This is a genomic window from Lysobacter sp. OAE881 (genome assembly GCF_040546665.1).
GTDB classification, from domain to species: Bacteria; Pseudomonadota; Gammaproteobacteria; order Xanthomonadales; family Xanthomonadaceae; genus Lysobacter_J; species Lysobacter_J soli.
On the sequence record NZ_JBEPOG010000001.1, the window covers coordinates 3767430 to 3789914 of the forward strand.

Annotated in this window: 17 protein-coding genes, 1 other RNA gene and 3 pseudogenes; 14 read left to right on the forward strand and 7 right to left on the reverse strand. The window is 68.6% G+C overall.

What is annotated here, in order from left to right; genetic code table 11:
• Window positions 1–114: 114 nt before the first annotated feature.
• Entirely contained in the window at window positions 115–1167 is a 1053-nt protein-coding gene (locus ABIE51_RS17250; protein WP_192631596.1) for an AraC family transcriptional regulator, read from the forward strand.
• A gap of 38 nt (window positions 1168–1205) precedes the next feature.
• The gene (locus tag ABIE51_RS17255) at window positions 1206–1553 is read left to right on the forward strand and encodes a YkvA family protein (protein ID WP_354504603.1); all 348 of its coding nucleotides are present in this window, start codon (window positions 1206–1208) and stop codon (window positions 1551–1553) included.
• Window positions 1554–1605: 52 nt separating this feature from the next.
• On the opposite strand, the gene ABIE51_RS17260 is transcribed toward ABIE51_RS17255, so the two are convergent.
• The 5 genes from ABIE51_RS17260 to ABIE51_RS17280 form a co-directional block, all read right to left on the reverse strand.
• On the reverse strand, window positions 1606–1989 hold the full coding sequence (locus tag ABIE51_RS17260) for a RidA family protein (RefSeq protein ID WP_115844085.1): 384 nt from the start codon (window positions 1987–1989) through the stop codon (window positions 1606–1608).
• Between the two features lie 74 nt (window positions 1990–2063).
• Entirely contained in the window at window positions 2064–4256 is a 2193-nt protein-coding gene (locus tag ABIE51_RS17265) for a RelA/SpoT family protein (protein ID WP_115844087.1), read from the reverse strand.
• A 272-nt stretch (window positions 4257–4528) separates the two neighbouring features.
• Complete coding sequence (rpoZ, locus tag ABIE51_RS17270; RefSeq protein WP_115844089.1) at window positions 4529–4828, reverse strand: DNA-directed RNA polymerase subunit omega; 300 nt, start codon at window positions 4826–4828, stop codon at window positions 4529–4531.
• 152 nt (window positions 4829–4980) lie between these two features.
• On the reverse strand, window positions 4981–5607 hold the full coding sequence (gene gmk / locus ABIE51_RS17275) for a guanylate kinase (protein ID WP_192631598.1): 627 nt from the start codon (window positions 5605–5607) through the stop codon (window positions 4981–4983).
• 133 nt (window positions 5608–5740) lie between these two features.
• Window positions 5741–6601, reverse strand: coding sequence for a YicC/YloC family endoribonuclease (locus tag ABIE51_RS17280; protein ID WP_115844139.1), 861 nt, complete (start codon window positions 6599–6601; stop codon window positions 5741–5743).
• Window positions 6602–6691: 90 nt separating this feature from the next.
• Here ABIE51_RS17280 and rph point away from each other — a divergent pair, with 90 nt between their 5' ends.
• From rph to pepQ, 7 genes and pseudogenes are all read left to right on the forward strand, one after another.
• Complete coding sequence (gene rph / locus ABIE51_RS17285) at window positions 6692–7456, forward strand: ribonuclease PH (protein WP_192631599.1); 765 nt, start codon at window positions 6692–6694, stop codon at window positions 7454–7456.
• Between the two features lie 8 nt (window positions 7457–7464).
• Entirely contained in the window at window positions 7465–7854 is a 390-nt protein-coding gene (locus ABIE51_RS17290; RefSeq protein ID WP_192631600.1) for a VOC family protein, read from the forward strand.
• The gene (rdgB, locus tag ABIE51_RS17295; protein WP_192631601.1) at window positions 7851–8453 is read left to right on the forward strand and encodes an RdgB/HAM1 family non-canonical purine NTP pyrophosphatase; all 603 of its coding nucleotides are present in this window, start codon (window positions 7851–7853) and stop codon (window positions 8451–8453) included. The genes ABIE51_RS17290 and rdgB overlap by 4 nt, the downstream gene beginning before the upstream one ends.
• Window positions 8454–8612: 159 nt before the next feature.
• Window positions 8613–9764: pseudogene (gene hemW, locus ABIE51_RS17300) on the forward strand (radical SAM family heme chaperone HemW); the annotation flags it as partial.
• Between the two features lie 321 nt (window positions 9765–10085).
• A complete protein-coding gene (locus ABIE51_RS17305; protein ID WP_192631603.1) occupies window positions 10086–12269 on the forward strand; it encodes a DUF1631 domain-containing protein in 2184 nt (727 codons plus the stop codon).
• 13 nt (window positions 12270–12282) lie between these two features.
• On the forward strand, window positions 12283–12633 hold the full coding sequence (locus ABIE51_RS17310; protein ID WP_192631604.1) for a PilZ domain-containing protein: 351 nt from the start codon (window positions 12283–12285) through the stop codon (window positions 12631–12633).
• Window positions 12634–12826: 193 nt separating this feature from the next.
• Window positions 12827–14093: pseudogene (gene pepQ, locus ABIE51_RS17315) on the forward strand (Xaa-Pro dipeptidase); the annotation flags it as partial.
• A gap of 739 nt (window positions 14094–14832) precedes the next feature.
• On the opposite strand, the gene ABIE51_RS17320 reads toward pepQ, so the two are convergent.
• Both ABIE51_RS17320 and ABIE51_RS17325 read right to left on the reverse strand, forming a co-directional pair.
• Window positions 14833–16161, reverse strand: a complete 1329-nt coding sequence (locus ABIE51_RS17320; RefSeq protein WP_192631605.1) for an aminopeptidase P N-terminal domain-containing protein — start codon at window positions 16159–16161, stop codon at window positions 14833–14835.
• A gap of 72 nt (window positions 16162–16233) precedes the next feature.
• Entirely contained in the window at window positions 16234–16773 is a 540-nt protein-coding gene (locus ABIE51_RS17325; protein ID WP_192631763.1) for a UPF0149 family protein, read from the reverse strand.
• 151 nt (window positions 16774–16924) lie between these two features.
• On the opposite strand from ABIE51_RS17325, the pseudogene ABIE51_RS17330 reads away from it, so the two are divergent.
• The 5 genes and pseudogenes from ABIE51_RS17330 to ssrS form a co-directional block, all read left to right on the forward strand.
• Window positions 16925–18592 (forward strand): annotated as a pseudogene (locus ABIE51_RS17330) (ligand-binding sensor domain-containing protein); the annotation flags it as partial.
• 685 nt (window positions 18593–19277) lie between these two features.
• Window positions 19278–21470: a putative bifunctional diguanylate cyclase/phosphodiesterase gene (locus ABIE51_RS17335; RefSeq protein ID WP_354504608.1), complete on the forward strand. Its 2193-nt coding sequence runs from the start codon at window positions 19278–19280 to the stop codon at window positions 21468–21470.
• Between the two features lie 77 nt (window positions 21471–21547).
• Window positions 21548–21769, forward strand: a complete 222-nt coding sequence (locus tag ABIE51_RS17340) for a TIGR02449 family protein (RefSeq protein WP_115844110.1) — start codon at window positions 21548–21550, stop codon at window positions 21767–21769.
• 7 nt (window positions 21770–21776) lie between these two features.
• Window positions 21777–22076, forward strand: a complete 300-nt coding sequence (locus ABIE51_RS17345; protein WP_115844112.1) for a cell division protein ZapA — start codon at window positions 21777–21779, stop codon at window positions 22074–22076.
• 125 nt (window positions 22077–22201) lie between these two features.
• Window positions 22202–22388, forward strand: a non-coding RNA gene (gene ssrS, locus ABIE51_RS17350) — 6S RNA.
• Window positions 22389–22485: the final 97 nt, after the last annotated feature.

Consider the following 22485-nt stretch of genomic DNA (forward strand, 5'->3'; position numbering starts at 1 on the left):
GGGAGTCTGTGACCTTCCGGCGATCCCGGTGGAGGGCAAAGCCGGCATACTCAGGGGGGAAAACCGGACAAGCTACGCCAGCGTATGCCGAGCCAGCACCGCGACGATCCCCGATTGAACAACGCCACGATCAAGAGCGGCATCGTCGCCGGGCTGGTCGCGATGGCGCGCGAGCACGGCGTCGCCTGCGAACACTGGTTCTCGGGATTGCGGCTCGGCCCGGCCGCGTTCGACGGCGAGGCGCCGGTCTATCTCTCCTACCGGCAGGCGTGCCAGATCATCCGCCGCGCGGTGCTCAGCCTGCCGGTGCACGGGCCCGGGCTGGTGCTCGGGCAGCGGCAGGGCATCGGGCATTTCGGCCTGCTGGGTCTTGCGATGCTGACCGCGCCGCAGTTCGCGCAGGCCATGCAGCTGGGCATCCGCTACGCGCCGATCACCGGCGCGATGATGGAACTGGAACTGGACGAATACGACGACGGCGCCATGGGCGTGGTCGCACGCATGCAGTCGCCGGAGCCGGAACTGGAGCCGTTCCTGTGCGAGGAACTGTTCGCCAGTTCGCTGATGCTGTGCCGTGGCCTGCTCGGCGCGGAGTTCCGCCCACGCGTGCTCGAACTGACGTATTCCGCGCCGTCGTATGCGGCCGATTACGTGCATGTGTTCGCCTGCGAGGTGCGCTTCGACGCGCCGCGCAACCGCGTGGTGATCGATCCGCGCTGGCTGCAGGCGGCGATGCCGGCGAACAACAGCGCCAGCGCGCAGCAGATCATCGCGCTGTGCGAGGAGCAGATGCCCGCCGGGCAGCCGCGCAGCGAGATCGTGGCGGTGGTCGAGCGCCTGCTGCGCCAGCGCATCGCCGACAACCCGCGCGAGGTGCAGATCGCCGCGGAACTGCATCTGACCGAACGCACGCTGCGCCGCCAGCTGCACGCGGCGCACACCAGCTTCAGCGAACTGCACGACCACGTGCGCAGCGAATCGGCGCGCGCATTGCTGGCCGACGCGCGACTGAGCATCGCGCACGTCGGCGCGGCGGTGGGATTCAAGGACGCGCGCGAGTTCCGACGCGCGTTCAAGCGCTGGACCGGCGTCGCGCCTCGCGAGATGCGCGCGGGCGAGAAGCAGGACGCGGGCGACGTCGAATACACCGCAGCTGGCGGCGGCTGATCGGACGCATGTCGCGCCTGCGGAATTGGGCTCGCGCCTTGAAGCGGCAGACGCTCGTCGTCTGGTTCGCGGCGCGCGATCCGCGCACGCCGTGGTTTCCGCGCGTGCTCGCGCTCGCCGTCGCGGCGTATGCGCTGAGTCCGATCGACCTGATCCCCGACTTCATCCCGGTGCTGGGCTACCTGGACGACGTCATCCTCGTGCCGCTCGGCGTGTGGCTGGTGTTGCGGATGGTGCCCGCCGAGGTCATCGCCGATTCGCAGGCGAAAGCGGCGGTGGCTTCGGAACGACCGGTGAGTCGCGGCATGGCCGTGGTGATCGTGGCGATCTGGGCGATCGCGCTTGCGGTGCTCGGCCTGTGGGCGTGGCGGACGTTCCGCCACTGATGCAACTGCAGCCCGGATGCGCTTGGCATACCGGGCTGCGAAACACGGTCGATCAGTCCAGCACCATCACCGCATCGACTTCGAAGCGCGCGCCGCGCGGCAGGCCGGACACTTCGACGGTGGAGCGTGCCGGATACGGCGCCTGGAAGAACTCGCTCATCACCGCGTTCACCGCGGCGAAGTTGTCGAGATCGGTGAGATACAGACCCAGGCGCACGATGTCGCCAAGCGAGCCACCGGCGGCTTCGCACACGGCCTTGAGGTTCTCGAACGAACGACGCGCCTGCGCGGTGATGTCGCCTTCCACCAGCAGGCCGGTGCTCGGATCGAGCGGAATCTGGCCGGAGAGGTACACGGTGTCGCCGGCGCGCACGGCCTGCGAATAGGGGCCGATCGCGGCCGGCGCCTTGTCGGTCTGGATGATCTGGCGGGACATGGGCGGGTTCCTGATTGCGAAAGCACGAGGTTAGCGCAGATGCGACGACGCGCGCCTGTCCCGCGCAGCCACAGTCACATCCGCTGCACGCCCAGCACCACCGCGAGCCGTCGCACGCGTCGCATCACGTCGGCCAGGTGGCGACGATCGCTGACTTCGATGGCGAAGCGCATCACCGCGATGTTCGCATCGCGTTCGAGGTATTCGACGCGGTCGATGTTCGACTCGGCTTCGGCGATGGCGGCGGCCACCTGCGCGAGCGAACCCGGGCGGTTGTCCACTTCGATGCGCAGCGCGGCGGAGAAATCGCCGGCGACCTGGCGGTCCCAGCCGATCGGCACCCAGCGGTCGGGCGACTTGCGGTAGTCGGCGACGTTGGGGCAGTCCAGGCGGTGCACCACGATGCCCTTGCCGGCCGTGTGGTAGCCCATGATCTCGTCGCCGGGAATCGGCAGGCAGCAGTTGGCGAAACTGATCACGCCGCGTTCGGCGCCGGTGATCAGGATCTTGTCCTGCGACATCGGCAGCATGTTGCCGCCCGGCGTGCGCAATGGCTTGCCTGGCGCTTCGCGCGCGAGCGCCATCGCGACCTGCTGCGGCATGCGGTTGCCCAGCGCGATGTCGGCCAGCAGCGCCTCAAGCCGCGGGTAGCGGAATTCGTTGAGATACGCATCCATGCGCACGGCGGGCACTCGGTCGAGCGAGATGCCGAGCGCTTCCAGCGCGCGATCGAGCATGCGATGGCCCAGCTGCACCGCGTCCTCGTGTTCGAGCTGTTTGAGCTGCTGGCGGATCGACGTGCGCGCCTTGCCGGAGACGACGAACTCCAGCCACTGCGGCTTCGGCGTCGACGATTTCGCGGTGATGATCTCCACGCGCTGGCCGCTGGCGAGCTTGGTGCGCAGCGGCACCAGTCGCCCGTCCACGCGCGCGGCGACCGCGCGGTTGCCGACATCGGTGTGCACGGCGTAGGCGAAATCCAGCGCGGTGGAATTGCGCGGCAGCGACATGATGTCGCCCTTCGGCGTGAACAGGTACACCTCGTCGGGGAAGAGGTCGACCTTCACGTTCTCGAGGAATTCCAGCGACGAGCCGGTGGCGCGCTGCGATTCGACGAGGTTGGCGATCCAGCTGTGCGCACGCGTCTGCGCGCTGTTCGGGCCGTCGCCGCCGTGCTTGTACGACCAGTGCGCCGCGATGCCGCGTTCGGCGATGAGGTCCATTTCCTCGGTGCGGATCTGCACTTCGATCGGCGAGCCGTACGGGCCGAACAGCACCGTGTGCAGCGACTGGTAACCGTTGGCCTTCGGAATGGCGATGAAGTCGCGGAAGCGCGAATCCAGCGGTTTGTACGCGGCGTGCACGACGCCCAGGGCGTGGTAACAGTCCGGCACCGTGCGCACGACGATGCGGAAACCGAACACGTCCATCACCTGCGCGAAGGTTTTGTGCTCCGCGCGCATCTTGGTGTAGATGCTCCACGGCGATTTCACGCGACTGACGAGCCGGTGCGCGAGTTTTTCCTTCGCCAGCCGCTGCGCGAGCTGCGCCTCGATCTGCACGAGCGATTCGCGCCGCACGACCGGCTGCGTGCGAAGGCGCTTTTCGATCACCGCATGGCGCCACGGATGCAGCGCGCGGAAGCCGAGGTCCTGCAGCTCGGCCTTGATCAGGTTCATGCCCAGTCGCTGCGCGATGGGGGCGTAGATCTCCAGCGTCTCGCGCGCGATCCGGTGGCGCGCTTCCATGCTCTGCGCGCCGAGCGTGCGCATGTTGTGCAAGCGGTCGGCGAGCTTGATCAGGATCACGCGCAGGTCGCGCGACATCGCCAGCAGCATCTTGCGGAAGCTTTCCGCCGCGGCTTCCTGGCGATCGCGGAACTGGATCTTGTCCAGCTTGGTGACGCCATCGACCAGTTCGGCCACGGTTTCGCCGAACTCGCTTACCAGGCCGTCGTAGGTGAGCGGCGTGTCTTCGATGGTGTCGTGCAGGATCGCCGCGATCAGCGTCTCGACGTCCAGGCCCTGGTCGGCCAGCACCTTCGCGACGGCAACCGGGTGGGTGATGTACGGCTCGCCCGACTTGCGCGTCTGCCCGACGTGCGCGGCCGCGCCCACCGCCCACGCCCGGCGCAGTTGTGCGCGCTGGTCGTCGGGCAGGTAGTCGGCCGCCTGTTCCAGCTCGCGCACGTAGTCAGGGACCTGTGCGTCGTCATGGAGCGGCGGCACCGGGAGCGGAGCGGTCGGTGCGGGTTGTGCGGGGGTCATGTAAGGAATCTAAGCGCGGTGGTCCATGTGCGCAATGCGAGCGGATCGATGCGCTGAATAGGCGTGGTTTATGGCTATCCCACGGTCAGGAACGGACCTGCGCGCGAAGATCCCCCGTGCCACGGCTCGCGCCGTGTCGCAGCCTGCGAAAAGTGGAACGCCGGTCGCCGTCTTCACGTCGTCGGATCAAGGCACCGCCCAAACGAAAACGGCCCCGCGCAGGCGGGGCCGTTCGTGCAGCAGGCCAGCAGAACCGGCCGCGACGGGTTGGATCAGTCGTCGCCCTTGGACAGGTCGTCGTCGGCGACCACTTCGGCGGCAGCCCACTCCAGCGCCTCGCGCTCCTTGCGCTCGCGCTCGGCCTTCTCGACGGCGTCGATGTAGTCGGTGTCGATGCGGCGCGCGGCGATCTCACGCAGCGCCAGCACGGTCGGCTTGTCGTTGGCTTCGCTGTTGTCCAGCTGCGGATCCACGCCATTGGCCAGCTGGCGCGCGCGCTTGGCGGCCATCATGACGAGTTCGAAGCGGTTGTTGACCACTTCCAGGCAATCTTCAACGGTAATGCGGGCCATGGGGCTCCTGGCGGCCGGCGGGCCGTCGTGCGACTAAATGGGACCGCGAAGTCTACCCGGGCAGTTGTCCACAGGCAAGCCGCGCTTTATGAATCAGTAGGTTACGGGCATCGGGCGTCGCTTTCGGTGGCCTGGCAGGCGGCGGGAGTCGATCAGGGCCCCGGATCGTCCGCCAGCAGGGCCGTGATCAGCCGCGAATGGCGGGCCACCTGCTGGTCCTTGCGGACGCGGCTGGCGATGAAGATCGAGCACATCTCGGTCACGGCCGTCTCGAAGTCCTCGTTGACGATCACGAAGTCGAACTCGCCGTAGTGGGACATCTCCTCGCGCGCGGCGGCCAGGCGCTGGGCGATGACCTCCTCGCTGTCCTGGCCGCGGTTGCGCATGCGCTGCTCCAGCGCCTGCCGCGACGGCGGCAGGATGAACACGCTGACCGCGTCGGGCACCTTCTCGCGCACCTGGCGCGCGCCCTGCCAGTCGATCTCCAGCAACACGTCCTTGCCCGATGCCAGCTGCGGCTCCACCGACTGCCGGGCCGAGCCCTTCCAGTCGCCGTGCACGAGCGCGTGCTCGAAGAAGTCGCCCGCGGCGACCATGCCCTCGAACTCTTCCCTGCTCACGAAGTGATAGTGCTCGGCGTGCCGCTCGCCCGGCCGCGGCTTGCGCGAGGTGAACGAGATCGACAGGCAGATGTTCGGATCGCGCGCCAGCACGGCGTTGACGATGCTGGATTTTCCGGCGCCGGAAGGGGCCGCGACGATGAAGAGGGTTCCGCGCATAAGGCCGAGATTCGTGAGTCGGGATTCGGGATTCGGGATTCGCAAAGCGAAGGTGGATATCGGTGGAGCCGTCGCCGGGATGAAGTTCGGTGTCGCTTGTGCGAATCCCGAATCCCCAATCCCGAATCCCGCCTCACTCGATGTTCTGTATCTGCTCGCGAACCTGGTCGATGAGCACCTTCAGTTCGACGGCTGCCGCCGAACTGCGTGCGTCGACGGACTTGGAACCGAGCGTGTTCGCTTCGCGGTTGAATTCCTGCAGCAGGAAATCCAGGCGACGGCCGACGGCTTCCTTCAGCTTCAGCACGCGGCGCGCTTCGGCGACGTGCGAGTCGAGGCGATCGAGTTCCTCGTCCACGTCGAGCTTCTGCAGCCACATCACCAGTTCCTGCTCCAGCCGGCCGTTGTCCAGCGGCTGCGCGAGATCGGCAAGCCGCGCTTCCAGCTTGGTGCGCTGGCCGGCGCGGATCTGCGGCATCATCGCGCGCACTTCCGACGCGAGCGCGGCGATGCCGTCGACGCGTTCGGTGATCACCGCGGCGAGCTTGCCGCCCTCGCGCTCGCGGGCGCGCACGAATTCGTCGAGCACCTCGTCCAGCAGCGACAGCGCCTGCGCCTGCAGTTCGGCCGGATCGGTCGCCTGCGACTGCAACACGCCGGGGAACTGCAGCAGTTCGGTCAGCTCGGTGCGCAGCCGCGGGAAACGCGAATCGAGGTCCAGCGCCAGCTCGCTCAGCTCGCGCAGGCGCGCGGCGTTGAGCTGGAGCGCGCCCTCGCCTTCCGGCGAGCGCAGGCGCAGCGTGAGGTCGATCTTGCCGCGCGCGACGCGGCCGGCGACGCGCTCGCGCAGCGCCGGTTCCAGCGCGCGCAGTTCGTCTGGCAGACGTACGCCGAGTTCGAGGAAGCGGTGGTTGACCGAGCGCAGCTCGCAACCCAGCGTGCCCCACGGGGTGGCGCGTTCGCCGCTCGCAAAGGCGGTCATGCTGCGGATCATCGACAAATCCAGCGTCGTCGGGCAGGGCCGACCGGGAGCGAATGGTAAACTCGCGCGCCTCCGAACGGTACAAACCAAGGTATTCAGGCCATGTCCGGCACGCCCGTCGCCCCCTCCGCCGGCCTCCCGGCCTCCGTCGCGCGCCCCAGCGGCCGCGCGCCCGCACAGATGCGCGAAGTCCGCATCGAACGCGGCTACACCCGCCACGCCGAAGGTTCGGTGCTGGTGAGCTTCGGCGAAACCCGCGTGCTGTGCACCGCAAGCGTCGAGAACAAGGCGCCGCCGTTCCTGCGCGGCAAGGGCGAAGGCTGGGTCACTGCCGAGTACGGCATGCTCCCGCGCGCCACGCATTCGCGCTCCGACCGCGAAGCCGCGCGCGGCAAGCAGGGCGGACGCACGCTGGAGATCCAGCGTCTCATCGGCCGCTCGCTGCGCGCCTGCGTCGATCGCAAGGTGCTGGGCGAGCGCACCATCACGCTCGATTGCGACGTCCTGCAGGCCGACGGCGGCACGCGCACGGCGGCGATCACCGGCGCCTACGTCGCGCTGGTCGACGCGGTGCAGTGGCTGCTCAAGCGCCGCGAGATCGCGCGCGATCCGATCTTCGGCGCCGTCGCGGCGGTATCGGTCGGCATCTATCGCGGCGTACCGGTGCTGGATCTGGATTATGCCGAAGACAGCGCCTGCGACACCGACATGAACGTCGTGATGAACGACGGCGGCGGTTTCATCGAACTGCAGGGCACGGCCGAAGGCCACGCGTTCCGTCGCGAGGAACTCGATGCGCTGACCTCGCTGGCCGAAGCCGGCATCGCCGAGCTCATCGCCAAGCAGCGCGAAGCGCTCGGGCTCTGACGCCGGACATGCAAAAGCACATCGCCTGTTTCGCTCTGGTGGTCGCCGATTACGACGAGGCCATCGACTTCTACGTGCGCAAGCTCGGCTTCGAGCTGCGCGAAGACACCGACATGGGCGATGGCAAGCGCTGGGTGCTCGTCGGCCCGCGCGGCGCGCAGACGGCGATCCTGCTGGCGCGCGCGGGCGATGACAAGCAGCGCGCGGCCATCGGCCGGCAAACCGGCGGCCGCGTCGGCTTCTTCCTGCACACCGACGATTTCGCGCGCGACCACGCGTCGATGCTCGCGCATGGCGTGCGCTTCCACGAGGAACCGCGCCGCGAGCCCTACGGCACCGTCGCGGTGTTCGAGGATCTGTACGGCAACCGCTGGGACCTGCTGGAGCCGGCCGCATGAGCGCGCGCGAACGCTGGGTCATCGCCAGCAGCAACCAGGGCAAGCTGCGCGAAATCCGCGAATTGCTGGGCGACACCGGCATCGAGATCGTCACGCAGGGCGAACTCGGCGTCGCCGATGCCGACGAAACGGGCCTGACCTTCGTCGAGAACGCGCTGCTGAAGGCGCGCAAGGCGTCGCGCGAAACCGGCCTGCCCGCGCTCGGCGACGACAGCGGGCTATGCGTGGATGCGCTCGGCGGCGCGCCCGGGCTGTATTCGGCGCGTTATGCCGGCGAGCACGGCAATGCGGACGCCAACATCGACAAGCTGCTGCATGAACTGCGCGATGTGCCCGATGCGCAGCGCACGGCGCACTTCTATGCGGTGATCGTGCTGCTGCGTCACGCGGAGGATCCGCAGCCGATCGTCGCCGAAGGCCTCTGGCGCGGACGCGTGCTGCACGAACGCCGCGGCGCTGGCGGCTTCGGCTACGACCCGGTGTTCCTCGACGTCGAGCAGGGCAAGTCGGCGGCCGAACTGGACAAGGATTTCAAGAACCGCATCAGCCATCGCGGGCTCGCGCTGGCGGCGTTGAAGCGGCAGTTGGCGCTTCTTTAGCCCCTCTCCCGCGTGCGGGAGAGGGTTGGGGTGAGGGCAGGCGGAGAGGCCATGCCCACCTCCTGATAGCACCCCAGCCTGGGTCCCGGCTTTCGCCGGGATGACGGCCACCCAAGCCGCATGACGGCCTCGTAAGTTCCCAGCGTCCAGAATTCCCCAATGCTCACCACCCCGCCCCTCTCGCTCTACGTCCACCTGCCCTGGTGCGTACGCAAGTGCCCGTACTGCGATTTCAATTCGCACGAGGGACGCGGGCCGCTTCCGTTCGACGCGTACGTGGACGCGCTGCTGGCCGACCTGGACTACGACCTGCCGCTGGTGTGGGGTCGCACGATCCATTCGGTGTTCTTCGGGGGCGGAACGCCGAGCCTGTTCCCGCCCGAGTTCATCGACCGCTTCCTGCAGGCGGCGAGCAGCCGTCTCCGCTTCGCGCCGGGCTGCGAGATCACGCTGGAGACCAACCCGGGCACCGCCGAGCACGGCCGCTTCGAGCTCTACCGCTCCGCGGGCGTGAACCGGCTGAGCTTCGGCGTCCAGACCTTCGACGATGAAACGCTCAAGCGCTTGGGCCGCATCCACGACAGCGGCGAGGCCGAAGCGGCGGTGAAGCTCGCGCAGGACGCGGGCTTCGACAACTTCAACCTCGACCTGATGTACGCCCTGCCCGGCCAGACGCTGGCGATGGCCGAGCGCGACCTCGAACGCGCCTTCGCACTGGATCCGACGCACGTCAGCCATTACCAGCTGACGCTCGAACCGAACACGGTGTTCGCGGCGCGTCCGCCGCGCGACATCCCCGATGACGACGCGAGCTGGGACATGCAGGAGCACTGCCAGGCGATGCTCGCGCAGGCCGGCTACGCGCAGTACGAAGTCAGCGCCTATGCGCGGCCCGGCCGGCAGTGCCTGCACAACGTCAACTACTGGCAGTACGGCGACTACCTCGGCATCGGCGCGGGTGCGCACGGCAAGATCACCCTCGGCGCCGAGCAGGACATCCTGCGCCGCTGGAAGACCAGGCATCCGACGCGCTACCTCGCCGCGGCCGGTCATGCAGAGGCGATCGGCGGCGACGACCGCATCGCGCCGGCGCGTCGTCCGTTCGAATACATGCTCAATGCGCTACGGCTGGTCGACGGGTTCGCGCTCGACGCGTTCGAAGCACGCACCGGCCTGCCGCGCACGGCGATCGCCCCCGCCCTCGAACAGGCGCAAGCGCAGGGCTGGCTGTCGGTCCATGGCGACCGCGTCCGGCCGACGGAACTCGGCCGCCGCTTCACCAACGACGTGATCGAACTGTTCCTCGACGAGGACACTGCCGACGGCGCAAAACCTGCCGCACTGCCGCATGAGGTGGCCGGCTACACCGTCGACTGAGCCGGGTCGACCACTACGCTCATGTCCCGGGACAAGCCACGGTCGCAAGCGGCTCTGGCCGCTGTTTAGGTCGTCCGACGTTTCATCGAGTGCGCCCCCTGAGGGACCACGCTGGAGCGACAAGGCTGGCGGGGCACGGATGGGTCGATGCATGATCGTCCGATCTGAGACGGTGATCCCATGTCCGCCACGTTCGAACCCCTAGGCAGTTCGATCCCTCGTCCTACCCTGGCTTCGGCGGCGTTGCCGCCACGCGTGCGCCGCGTCCTCGAACATCTCTATGCGCTGGTCTCCGACGAAATGTCGCGCCAGCTCGAAGCGATGCTCGGCGAATTCGAGCAGCAGCTGTTCAAGCACGCCGACCTCGCGCGCAATCCCGCGCAGCAGGCCAGCCATCTGGAAACGTTGCGCACCACGCGCCTCAACCGCGCCGACCTGGTGCCGCGCTACCTCGCGCTGGTCGAAAGCGAGCTGACGACGATCCGCGACCCCATCGGCGCGCCGCTGGAAAGCAACGGCAGCGCGCCGGCGTTCCGCGACCTCAAGCTGGTCGAACACGGCGAGGTCGACGAATCGCTGCTGCTGCGCACGATCGCGGCGCGGCAGGAATCGCGCGCCGGCCTTCCGCTGCTGCTGCTTGGCCAGCGCTTCGGCGTGCTGGCGGGCCAGCCGGCCTTCGATGCCGAACGCCTGCCGGTCGGGCCGTACGCGCTGGGCAAGATCCTGTCCGACGCCGCGCACGCGCTGCAGATCAGCCCCGAGGCCCGGCTGCACCTCTACAAGGTCTTTGACCATCAGGTCATGACCGGCTACGCGCAGCTGGTGGAAACCATGAACGCCCTGCTCGCGCGCGAGAACGTGCTGCCGAGCCTGTCGTTCGTGCCGATCCGCCCGCGCTCGCCGCAGCGGCAGGAAGGCCAGCGCCGTGTCGCCGAGCCGGGCGAAGCGGTCGATGCGCCGCAACGCCAGCGCCCGATGACGGACTGGCCCGGGAACCACGACGGCGGCAACGGTCCGGCGCTGGAAAGCGAGACCTTCAACCTGCTGCAGCAGCTGCTGGCCGCGCGTCGCGATGCGATGAACCGGCTGCGGCCCGGGACCGGCGGCTCCGATGCCGGTGCGCCGCGCCCGACGCTCACCCGCGAGGAACTGGCCAACGCGCTCTCGGCGCTGCAGGACGTCCCCCTGCACCAGGCCCCGCCGCGCAACCTCACCGACGTCCGCCAGACGCTTCTCGCGCAGGCGCGGCAGCAGCGCGGGGAAGCGACGTTCCTGTCGCGCGACGACGCCGATACCTTCGAGCTGCTCGACCTGTTCTACAACGAGATCGGCCGGGAGCTGCGCTCCGACGCCGCCGTCGGCACGCTGCTCAACCGCCTGCAGGTGCCGCTGGTGCGCCTGGCCTTGCAGGACCGCGGCTTCTTCGTCCGCAACGAGCACCCGGCTCGCCAGCTGCTCAACGCCGTTGCCGAAGCCGGCGCCCACTGGGTGCCCCGGGACGAGGCCGACCCGCAGCTCAACGACCAGCTGCGCCGCGCGGTCGACCACGTCGTGGAGAACTACGACGGCGACAACGGCGTGTTCGAGAACGCCAACCGCCAGCTCCAGGAACACCTGCGTGCGATGGCGCGCAAGGCCGAGGTCGCCGAGCGCCGGCATGTCGAGGCCGCGCGTGGCAAGGAGAAGCTGGTGCTGGCCAAGCGCCAGGCCAGCGATGCGATCGAGGCGATCATCAGCGAGCACAAGCTGCCGCGCTTCGTGCAGACGCTGCTGAGCCAGGCGTGGACCGACGTGCTGACCCTGACGCTGCTGCGCAGCGGCGAGGATTCGGAAGAATGGCAGCGCCAGCTGGACGCCACCCGGGAGATCGTCGCCGCCAACGCGGCGGGACAACTCGGGCAGGTGTCGAGTGCGCTCGGCGAGGACATCGAGGCCGCGCTGACGCAGGTCGGCTACCACGTCGAGGACGCGGGCGCGATTTCGCGCCAGCTCGTCACCGGCACGGTGGCGGCCAACGACGATGCGGCCTCGCGCACGGAACTGGCGCTCAAGCTCAAGGCGCGCACGCGCCTGGGCACGGACGACGTACCCGCGCCGAAAGCCGCCGAGCGCACCCCGAAGGAACAGGAATGCTGGCGCCACCTGCGCACGCTTCCGTTCGGCACGTGGTTCGAGTTCGACATCGGCGATGCCGGCGAGGTCGTGCGCCGACGGCTGTCGTGGTTCAGCCCGGTGACCGACAACGCGCTGTTCGTGAACCAGCGCGGGCAGCGCGTGGCCGAGCAGTCGCTGGACAGCCTCGCGCGCCAGGTCGCCGCCGGTCGCGCACGCGTGGTCACCGAGGAAAAGAGCCGCCTGGTCGACCGCGCATGGAGCGCGGTGATGGGCGCGCTCGGCCAGCTGGTCGGGCACAACAACCACTCCGAAGCCCACGCCTGAAGGGGATGCCCGCATGATGGAAGAGTTCCGCCGCGCCCGCCGCCGTGCGATCCAGGAACCGGTACAGGTCGTCGACACCATGACCGACACGGTGATCGGCCAGCTGAGCAACCTGTCGGAAACCGGGATGCTCCTCATCGCCACCGCGCCACTGGTCGAGGACGGCCTCTACCAGCTGCGCTTCAACCTGCGCGGCGCACCGCACCAGTCCTCGCCCATCGAAGTCGGCGCGCACCTGCTCTGGCAGGACAGCACCAGCACGCCCGGGCAGACGTGGTCGGGCTTCCGCTTCATCACGATGCTGGAGAGCGAACTCCAGCAGCTGCGCCACTGGCTGGAATCGGGGCACGGCAAGCAGATGTGACACGGCCGAGTGGCGCCGCGGCTTGCAGCGCGCGGCCCTGCCGCTCGCACGATCTGCCCATTGCCTTGCCTGAATACGGACGCGTCGACGCCATGCGGCACAATGGGCGGTGTTCCCGCCTTTCGACCGCATCCGAATGACCACTGCCGCCGCGCTGTACCCGAACCACATCGCCGAACTGCACCGCCGCACCGAACAGGCCTTGGCCCGCGGCGGCTTTGACCACCTCGTCGTCCCCAGCGGCACCTCGCACTACCAGGTGTTCGACGATCGCGACTACCCCTACGCGGTGAACCCGCAGTTCAAGGCATGGCTGCCGCTCACGCGCGCGCCGGGCAGCTGGCTGGTCGCCACGCCGGGCCAGAAGCCCAAGCTGATCTTCCTGCAGCCGTTCGATTACTGGCACGTCGTGCCGTCGGCGCCGAGCGGCTACTGGGTCGAGCATTTCGACATCGTCACCATCCGCACGCCGGGACGAAGCGCTGCAGCACCTGCCGGCGAACCCGGCGCGCTGCGCGATCCTGGGCGAGGCGAACAGCACGGTGGGAAATTTCGCGCCGAACAACCCGGCGTCGGTCGTGAACTACCTGGAATACCACCGCGCATTCAAGACGCCGTACGAAGTGCAGATGATGCGCGAGGCGTCGCGTCGCGGCGTGCGCGCGCATCGAGCGGCCGAGCGCGCCTTCCGCGCCGGCGCGAGTGAGTTCGGCATCCACCTCGTGTATTGCCAGGCCGCCGCGCAGGACGCGAACGACCTGCCCTACAGCAACATCATCGCGATCAACGAGCACGGCGCGGTCCTGCATTACACCGATCGCGACACGATCGCGCCGCAGTCGCCGCGCAGCTTCCTGATCGACGCCGGCGCGGCGCACGGCGGCTACGCCTGCGACATCACGCGCAGCTACGCCTACGACGCCGGCAGCGAGTTCCAGGCGATGATCGACGCCGTCGACGCCGCGCAGCTGAAGATGTGCGACCAGGTACGCGCCGGCACGGACTACAAGCAGATCCACCTCGATGCGCATCTCGCGCTCGCCGGCGTGCTGAAGGACTTCGGCGTCATCAACGTCTCGCCCGAGACGGCCGTCGCCACCGGCGTGAGCAGCGCGTTCTTCCCGCACGGCATCGGCCACGGCATCGGCCTGCAGGTGCACGACGTCGCCGGTTTCGCGGCGAGTGACGAAGGCGGCACCATCCCCAAGCCCGACGGCCACCCATACCTGCGCCTCACGCGCGTGCTCGAGCCGGGCATGGCGGTGACGATCGAACCGGGCCTCTACTTCATCGACATGCTGCTGGACGAAGTGAAGAAGAACGGCCACGCCGACAGCGTCGACTGGTCGCGCGTGGACGCGTTCATGCCCTTCGGCGGCATCCGCATCGAGGACGACGTCGTGTGCACGGATGACGCGCCGATCAACCTGACGCGCGAGGCCTTCGACGAAGCGGCCTGATCCGCTCCGATCGTTTGATCGACGAACGCCGCGACCGGATCCTCGGTTGCGGCGTTCTTGTTTGTGCGGTTGGTGTTTCGATGCGTCGGCGGCGTCGGGCTGATGGCTTTGCTTCGAGCGCTTTGATTTGAGCAGTTGCTTCGAGCTGTTGCTGTTGCTGTTGCTGTTGCTCTTGAACAGCCTATTCGTTGCTAGCCCCGGAGGGCGCCGCACAGGATGTGCGGCGGTGAGCGCTGCGCCATGGATGGCGAATCGCGAACGCGCCCTTTTGCTTTCCGGTCGTGGGATTGGGTTGGACTTGTACGCACTTTCTTTGGGTTACTTTTCTTTGTGCGAGCAAAGAAAAGTGACCCGAGCGCCGCAGGCGATCGGAAGCTCGGCCAGTGATTCTTCTTTGCTCTACGAACGTTACCGGGAAAGCGTGGAAAGTCCATGGATGGTGCCGCCATTCAGCGGCCCAGAAGCGGCCCGCCTTCGCGGGAATGACGGTGAGGCGGTTCGCCGTCATCGGAGTGCCCGTTCGCTACGGGCCTGGATCCCGGCTTTCGCCGGGACGACGCTGGTGTGGTTTACCGTCGATGGAGTGCCCATTCGCTACGAGCTGGGTCCGGCTTTCGCCAAGAGGACGGTGAAGTGGAAGTCACCCGCGCGAAGTGCCCGAGCGGTATGGGCCTGGGTCCCGGCGTTCGCCGGGATGACGGGAGGCGGGATGCCGTGAGGCGACTTCCGCGAACCGACCTCAGCCGCGCGATGCCATCAACGCCTCGATCTCGTCCGCACTGCGCGCGAGCGCATTCGTCAGCACCTGCGGTTCGTCGCGCGTGACCAGCACATCGTCTTCGGTGCGGATGCCAATGCCGCGCCACTTCGCGTCCACGGTGGTGTCGTCGGGCGAGATGTAGACGCCCGGTTCGATGGTGAACACCATGCCGGGTTCAAGCAGCCGCGATTCGCCGTCGAAGCGGTATTCGCCGACGTCGTGGACGTCGAGGCCGAGCCAGTGGCCGGTCTTGTGGCGATAGAAACGACGGTAGCTCCCGTCGGCCAGGTTCTTCTCCAGCTTGCCCTTCAGCAGGCCGAGGCGAAGCAGGCCTTCGGTCAGCGTTTCCACCGCGGCGACGTGGCCGGTCTCGTACGGAATGCCCGGCCGCGCCTGCGCGAGCGCCGCCGCCTGCGCTTCGCCGACGAGGTCGTGCAGCGCGCGCTGTTCCCTGGTGAAGCGGCCGTTGACCGGAAACGTGCGCGTGATGTCGGCCGCGTAGCCGCGGTATTCGGCGCCGGCGTCGATGAGCACCAGGTCGCCGTCCTTCGCCTGCGCCGCGTTCGCGCGGTAATGCAGCACGCACGCGTTGCTCCCGGCGCCGACGATGCTGCTGTACGCGGGATCGGCGTCGTGCGAACGGAACACACGTTCGACTTCCGCCTGCAACTGGTATTCGTGGATGCCGGGGCGCGCGGCGAGCATCGCGGCTTCGTGCGCGAGCACGCTGATGTCGGCGGCGCGCTGCATCAGGCGGATTTCGTCGCGATCCTTGAACAGGCGCAGCTCATCGAGCAGATGGCCGAGTTCGAGGAACTCGTGCGGCGGCTGCGCGCCCTGTCGCACCATCGCGCGAACGCGGTTGAGCCAGCCGATGAGCTTGAGGTCGAATTCCTGGTCGCGTCCGAAGTGGTAATAGACGCGCGAACGGCCTTCGAGCAGGCCGGGCAGGATGTCGTCGAGGTCGGCGATCGGGTACGCGTCGTCGAGGCCGAATGCCTCCACCGCGCCTTCCGGACCAAAACGCGGTCCGTCCCAGCCTTCGCGCTCGGGATCGCGCTCGCGGCAGAACAGGATCACCTCGCCGTGCTTGCGACCGGGCACCAGCACGAGCACCGCTTCGGGCTCGGGAAAACCGGTGAGGTACAGCAGGTCCGAATCCTGGCGATACGGATAGTGCGTGTCGCGGCTGCGGATGCGCTCGGGCGCCGACGGCAGGATCGCGATCGCGTCGTCGCCGGCCATGCGCATGAGCTGCTTGCGCCGCTTCGCGTAGGCCTTGTCGGGAATGCGGAGGGGTTTGTGCATTTGAGGCTCGTCATTCCCGCGCGGGCGGGAATCCAGTGACTCGGCTTGCGCTACGCGCAACCGACCACGACGTCAGTTCAACTTCTGCCGATGCTGCGCCGCCAGCACGCAGTCGCCGTGCAGCAGTAACACGGCCACGCGCACGAATTCCTCGATCTCCACCAGCGCTTCCTCGTCTTCCTCGTCGCCGTCGCTCTGCGGCTGCGCGGCGGCGAGCTTGGCCAGGTCGCCCAGCGCTTCGGCACCTTCGTCCGAGAGCTTCGGGCGCGAACCGGTCGACAGGCCGAAGCCGCCGAGGAAACCGCGGCACCACTCGAACAGCGCGCCGCTGCGCTCGGCCAGGGAGGCGTCCGGTTCCGGGAGCAGCAGGGCGAAGTCGAAGCTGCGGTCGGCCAGCTGCGCGGCACTGGCCAGGCGCAGTTCGTCCAGCGCGCCGCCCGCAGCGGGCGCCGGCAGCGCGTCGTCGGCCAGCACCTTCGCCGGCCATTCGCGCACCGAGGCGCCGCCGCCGGCGAGCCAGCCGCACAGGCCGCCGTGCAGTTCAAAGGGCGAAGCTGCGAGCGCCAGCTGGCGGCTCTCGGCCTCGATCGCGGAGACGGAAGGCAGTTCGATTTCGGACACGATCGGGCGCGAAGTGCGGGAAAGAGGGGGACGGGCGGCAGTGTAACAACCTGATGGTTGTTGCCGGCGCGAACGCCTGCCTACACTGCACGCAGCAACGCTGGAGTCGTTGCCGGGGGTGTTCGTGTTCCGCCAGACCTTGATGCCAGCCGCCCGGTTCGCCGGCGTGGTGTTCGTGCTCGCTGCAGCCCTGGCCGGGACGGCCGGCGCGGCCACGCGCGACTTCTATTTCGACCGTCCCGGCAGCGAGCGCGGCCTGGTCCAGAACACCGTCACCGCCTTCGCGCAGGACACGCAGGGCTACGTCTGGGTGGCCACCCAGGGCGGGCTGCACCGTTACGACGGCCAGCGCTACCTGCCCTACCGCCACAACCCGCGCGACGCCGCGAGCCTGCCTGACAGCCACATCACGGCGCTCGCGATGGATGGCGACCGCGCGCTGTGGGTCGGCACGTACTCGGAATACCTCAGCCGGCTGGACCTCGCCAACGGGCAGATCAAGCGCTTCAAGGCCTCCGGCGCGGCGCATCCGCACCGGCAGGTGATGGCCGTGCTGCCGCAGCGCGGACAGGTGTGGGTCGGCACCGTCGCCGGCCTCGAACGCCTGGACCCGGCCACAGGCAAGCGCCAGACGGTCGTGCCGCTGGAGACGCAGGTCATCGGCAACGCCAGCCGGCAGAGCCTGCTCGCCGCCCGCGACGGCGTGGCGTGGTGGGGCGGTCCGCAGGGCCTCTACCGGCTCGACGGCAGCCTGCCCGAGCGCATCGGCCCCGAGGACGCGGTCACCGCGCTGTTCCAGGACGCCGGCGGCCAGCTCTGGGTCGGACGACGCGACGGCCTGTTCCGCCTGCACAGCAACGGCCGCGAACTCATGCGCGCGTGGCCGGAACAGCCGATGCCGGGCGAGGACGCGCCGGTGGTGCGCGCGATCGCGCAGGCGCCTGACCGGCAGCTCTGGTTCTCCGTCTACGGCTACGGCCTGCGCCGGCTCGATCCCGTCAGCGGCCACGTCGAGGAAGTCCGCGAGGAACCCGGCATCGATGCCAGCCTTCCGGACGATTCGATCAACGCATTGATGATCGACCGGGGCGGCATGCTCTGGATCGGCGGGCAGTTCCGCGGCGTCGCCGTCGCCGATCCGCGCGGCACGCGCTTTCGCTACGTGTTCAACATGGAGCACCCGCGCCGCCCCGACAGTCCGGCGTCGGCCGACAGCATCCGTTCGATCGTGCAGGGCCAGGACGGAGCCCTGTGGCTGGGCACCGATAACGCGCGGCTGTTCCGCTACGCACTGGACGACGACCGCTTCGAGGACCTGAGCGCGCTGCTGGACGACCAGGGCCGCACGCCGCACGTCACCGGTTTCGCGAAGGCGGGCCCGGACGATCTGTGGGTCGCCACCGACACCGGCCTCTATCGCCTCGATCCGCAGCGTCGCACCGCGCGCCCGCTGCCGATACCGGAACTTGGCCGCACGCCGCTGCGCACGCTCGCGCTCGGACGCGACGGCTCGCTCTGGATCGGCAGCCACGGTTACGGGGCGTACCGCTACCGGCCCGACACCGGCAAGCTCACGCACTTCGCGTATCGCGAGAACGATCCCAGCGGGCTGAGTTATCCGGTCGTGCATGCGATCGTCGAAGACCGCCACGGCCATGTGTGGTTCGGCACCGGCGACGGGCTGGACGTGCTCGATCCGGCGACCGGTCGACTTCGTCACTTCCGCCATCTCAATACCGATCCGCAGAGCCTGCCCGGCAATCGCGTGCGCGCGTTGCACGTGGCCAGCGACGGTTCGCTGTGGGTCGGCACGCACGCCGGCCTGAGTCGCGTCGTCGAGGAGAAGGACGGGAGCGTGCACTTCGCGCATCCGCTCACCGGCACGCTGAGCAGCGACCTGGTGCCGGTGGTGTTCGCAATCGCCGAAGCGCCGGCGGGCCGGCTGTGGCTGAGCACGCAGGCGGGGATCATCAGCTACGACATCCGCGACGAGCGCACGCGCAGCTACGGCCTCGCCGACGGCCTGCAGGACCTGGAATTCCACGGCGGCTCGGTCGCGCAGCTGGGCGACGGACGCATCGCCTTCGGCGGCGTGCGCGGGCTGAACCTGTTCGATCCGCGACGCATGCACGAGTCCGGCTACACCGCGCCGCTGCGGCTGCTGGGCGCCTGGGTCGGCAACCAGGCGAAGGCCGATCCGAGTTCGCTGTGGCAGGCGCCGAAACTCGATCTGGACGAAGGCGACGGCCTGCTGCGACTGCGCATCGGCGCGCTGGATTTCGCGCCCACCGCGGCGACGCGCTACCGCTACCGCATGGACGGTTTTCGATCGCGACTGGATCGACAACGGCACCGCGCAGGACGTCACCTATTCGCGCCTGCCGTCGGGCAGCTACAACTTCCTCGTGCAGGCCACGAACCGGCATGGCGCGTGGAACGAAGCGACGCTCGACATCCCGGTGCACGTCGCCCCGCCCGTGTGGCGCCATCCGCTGGTGATCGCCGCCGCCGTGCTGGCGTTCCTCGCATTCGTCGGCGGACTGACCTGGCGCCGCCTGCAGGACCGCCGTCGCGAGCGCGGCTACTTCGCGCAGATCCGCGAACGCGACGAGCGCCTGAAGCTCGCGCTGTGGGCGTCGGGCGAACAGTTCTGGGACTACGACCTGGAGCGTCGCGTGCTGCGCCGCACGCGTGCCGACGAGCAGGCGGGCCTCACGACCGATCTCGGGGTGCAGACGCTGGTCGACGCGAACCTGCAGATCCATCCGGATGACCTGCCGCGCGCGATCGCCTCGCTGCGTCGCCACCTGCGCGGCGAAACGCCGCTGTACGTGTCCGAACACCGCGTTCGCGAAACCGACGGCAAGTGGGTCTGGATGCGCGCGCGTGGGCGCGTGGTCGAACGCGACGGCACCGGACGCGCCTTGCGCGTGGCCGGCACGGCGCGCGACATCACCGCCAACCGCAGCGCCGAGCGCGACCGTCGCATCGCCGGCCAGGTGCTCGACAGCATGATGGAAGCGGTGGCGGTGTTCGATCGCGAATTCCGCTTCGTGTCGGTCAACCCCGCCTTCACCCGCATGACCGGTTACAGCGACGCGGAGGTGATCGGCCGCCCGACGCGCCTGCTCGACAGCGACCAGCACGACCCGGCGTTCTACCAGCACGTGCGCGCCGAGCTGCGCCGCAACGGTCGCTGGTCGGGCGAGATCTGGCAGCAGCGCAAGAACGGCGACGAGTTCCTGTGCTGGTTCCAGGGCAGCGAAGTGCTCGACGCCGGGGGCCAGCACGGCCACTACGTCGCGGTGCTGGGCGACATCACCGACCAGAAGCGCGCCGAACAGGAACTGCGTTATCTCGCCAACTACGACACGCTGACCAGCCTGCCCAATCGCGCGCTGCTGTCCGAGCGCCTGTCGCGCGCGATCGTGAAGGCGCGCCGCGGCAACACGCGCATCGCGATGCTGTTCCTCGACCTGGACCGCTTCAAGGACATCAACGATTCGCTCGGCCATGCCGCCGGCGACCGCATCCTGCGCGCGGCCGCGCATCGCCTGCAGCATGCCGTCGGGCCGACGCACACGGTCGCGCGCCTGGGTGGCGACGAGTTCACCGTGCTGCTGGAAAACCTGGAAAGCATCGAACATGCCGAGCAGGTCGCGCGCGACGTGCTGGCTTCGTTCGAAGCGCCGCTGGACATCGACCAGCGCCACGACGTGGTGATCTCGCCGTCCATCGGCATCAGCCTGTACCCAGACCACGCGCTGGTGCCCACCGACCTGCTCAAGCACGCCGACACCGCGATGTACCAGGCCAAGGCGGCGGGGCGACGCACCTTCATGCGCTACACCGAGGCGATGGACGTGGAGATCCGCGGCCGCGCCACTATTTCCGCTGCGCTGCGCGGCGTGCTCGACCGCAACGAGCTGCGGCTGGTGTTCCAGCCCAAGCTCTCGCTGGACCATTCGCGCATCACCGGCGTGGAAGCGCTGCTGCGCTGGACGAGCCCGGAACTCGGCGCCATCTCGCCGGCGCAGTTCATCCCGCTGGCCGAGGAAAGCGGCCTCATCCTCGACATCGGCGAATGGGCGCTGCGCGAAGCGTGCAGCGTGCTCAAGGGCTGGCGCATGAAGGGCCTGGACCAGCTGACGATGGCGGTGAACGTCTCCTCGCTGCAGTTGCTGCGCGGCAACCTGCCCAAGCAGGTCGCGCGTGCGCTGGTCGAAAGCGGCGTGCCGCCGGAGATGCTGCAGCTGGAGCTGACCGAGAGCGTGATCATGGCCAACGCCGGGCAGACCTCGGCGACGCTGGATGCGCTGCGCTCGCTCGGCGTGGGCCTGGCGATCGACGACTTCGGCACCGGCTATTCGTCGCTGGCCTACCTCAAGCGCCTGCCGATCCACACGCTGAAGATCGACAAGGAATTCATCGGCGACCTCACCCGCGACGCCGACGACGAGGCCATCACCACCACGGTCATCGCGATGGCGCATTCGCTGGGCCTGACGGTGATCGCCGAGGGCGTGGAAACCGAGGCGCAGATGCAGTTCCTGCGCGGGCGTGGCTGCGACGAGATCCAGGGGTACTGGCTCGCGCGTCCGCTGGAAGCGGCCAGCTGCCTGTCCTTCATCCGGGCCTGGACGCCGCACTCGGTGCCGGTCGGCAGCGGGACCGTGGACACGGTCTGACGGCAGGCGTGAACGGGCGCGCAGCCCCACCCGGCCGCGCCCTTGACCCGTCACCCCGCCCTGCTATCGTGCCCGGCATGGAACAGGCCCAACTCCTCGCGCAATTGCAGTCGCTCGCCGACCGGGTCGAGCAGTTGGCCGACCGCGCGCGTCGCCTCTCCGAGGAAAACCGCAGCCTGCGGCAGCAACAGGAACAGCTGATGGGCGAACGCTCCGCGCTGCTCGCCAAGAACGAACAGGCGCGCACGCGGGTCGAAGCGATGATCGCGCGGCTGAAATCGCTGGAACAGCACACGTGAGATCGCAATGACCAGCGAAGTCGTCAGCATCCGACTGCTCGATCGCGAATACACCGTCGGTTGCGAACCCGGCGAGCGCGACAGCCTGCAGGCCGCCGCGAAGCTGCTGGACGGCAAGATGCGCGAGATCCGCGGCACCAACCGCATGGCCGCGCTCGATCGCGTCGCCGTGCTGGCCGCGTTGAACCTCGCGCACGACCTGCAGCAGATGCGCGACGAACTGGCCACGCGCGACCGCGAACTCGAGCGCACGCTCAACACCCTGCATCGCCGCCTGGACGACCTGTTCGACGTACCGGCGCGTTGAAGCGCGACATTGCGTTCACACTGAACGCGCAGATCGAACCGGATGCATTCGTGCACTGAATCGTTCCCGAGCCGGCACCGACGAGCGGACACGCAGCCGTAGGTCGCCGCGCTATACTTTCTCCTCGTCCTCTGCTGTGCGCGACAGCGTGCGCAAACATTCGCCTTGTCCCTTAATGACGACCACGGGGGCGCGGCGGACGCCCGGAGTGCAGGTCCGCCTCGTAGCGGGAAGCCCGAAGGCATCCAAGCGTCCCCACTTGAACCCCGGGTTCAAGGTCGTTTCGCAAGCATCGCCATTGGCGGAGGACTTCCATCTCACGGTCGCGGCAGAAATGCCGCACCCCGGTTCGGGCGCGGATTCGCGCCCGAATTTTTATGTGGCCGCGCGCGGTCGCGCCCGGCTTTCG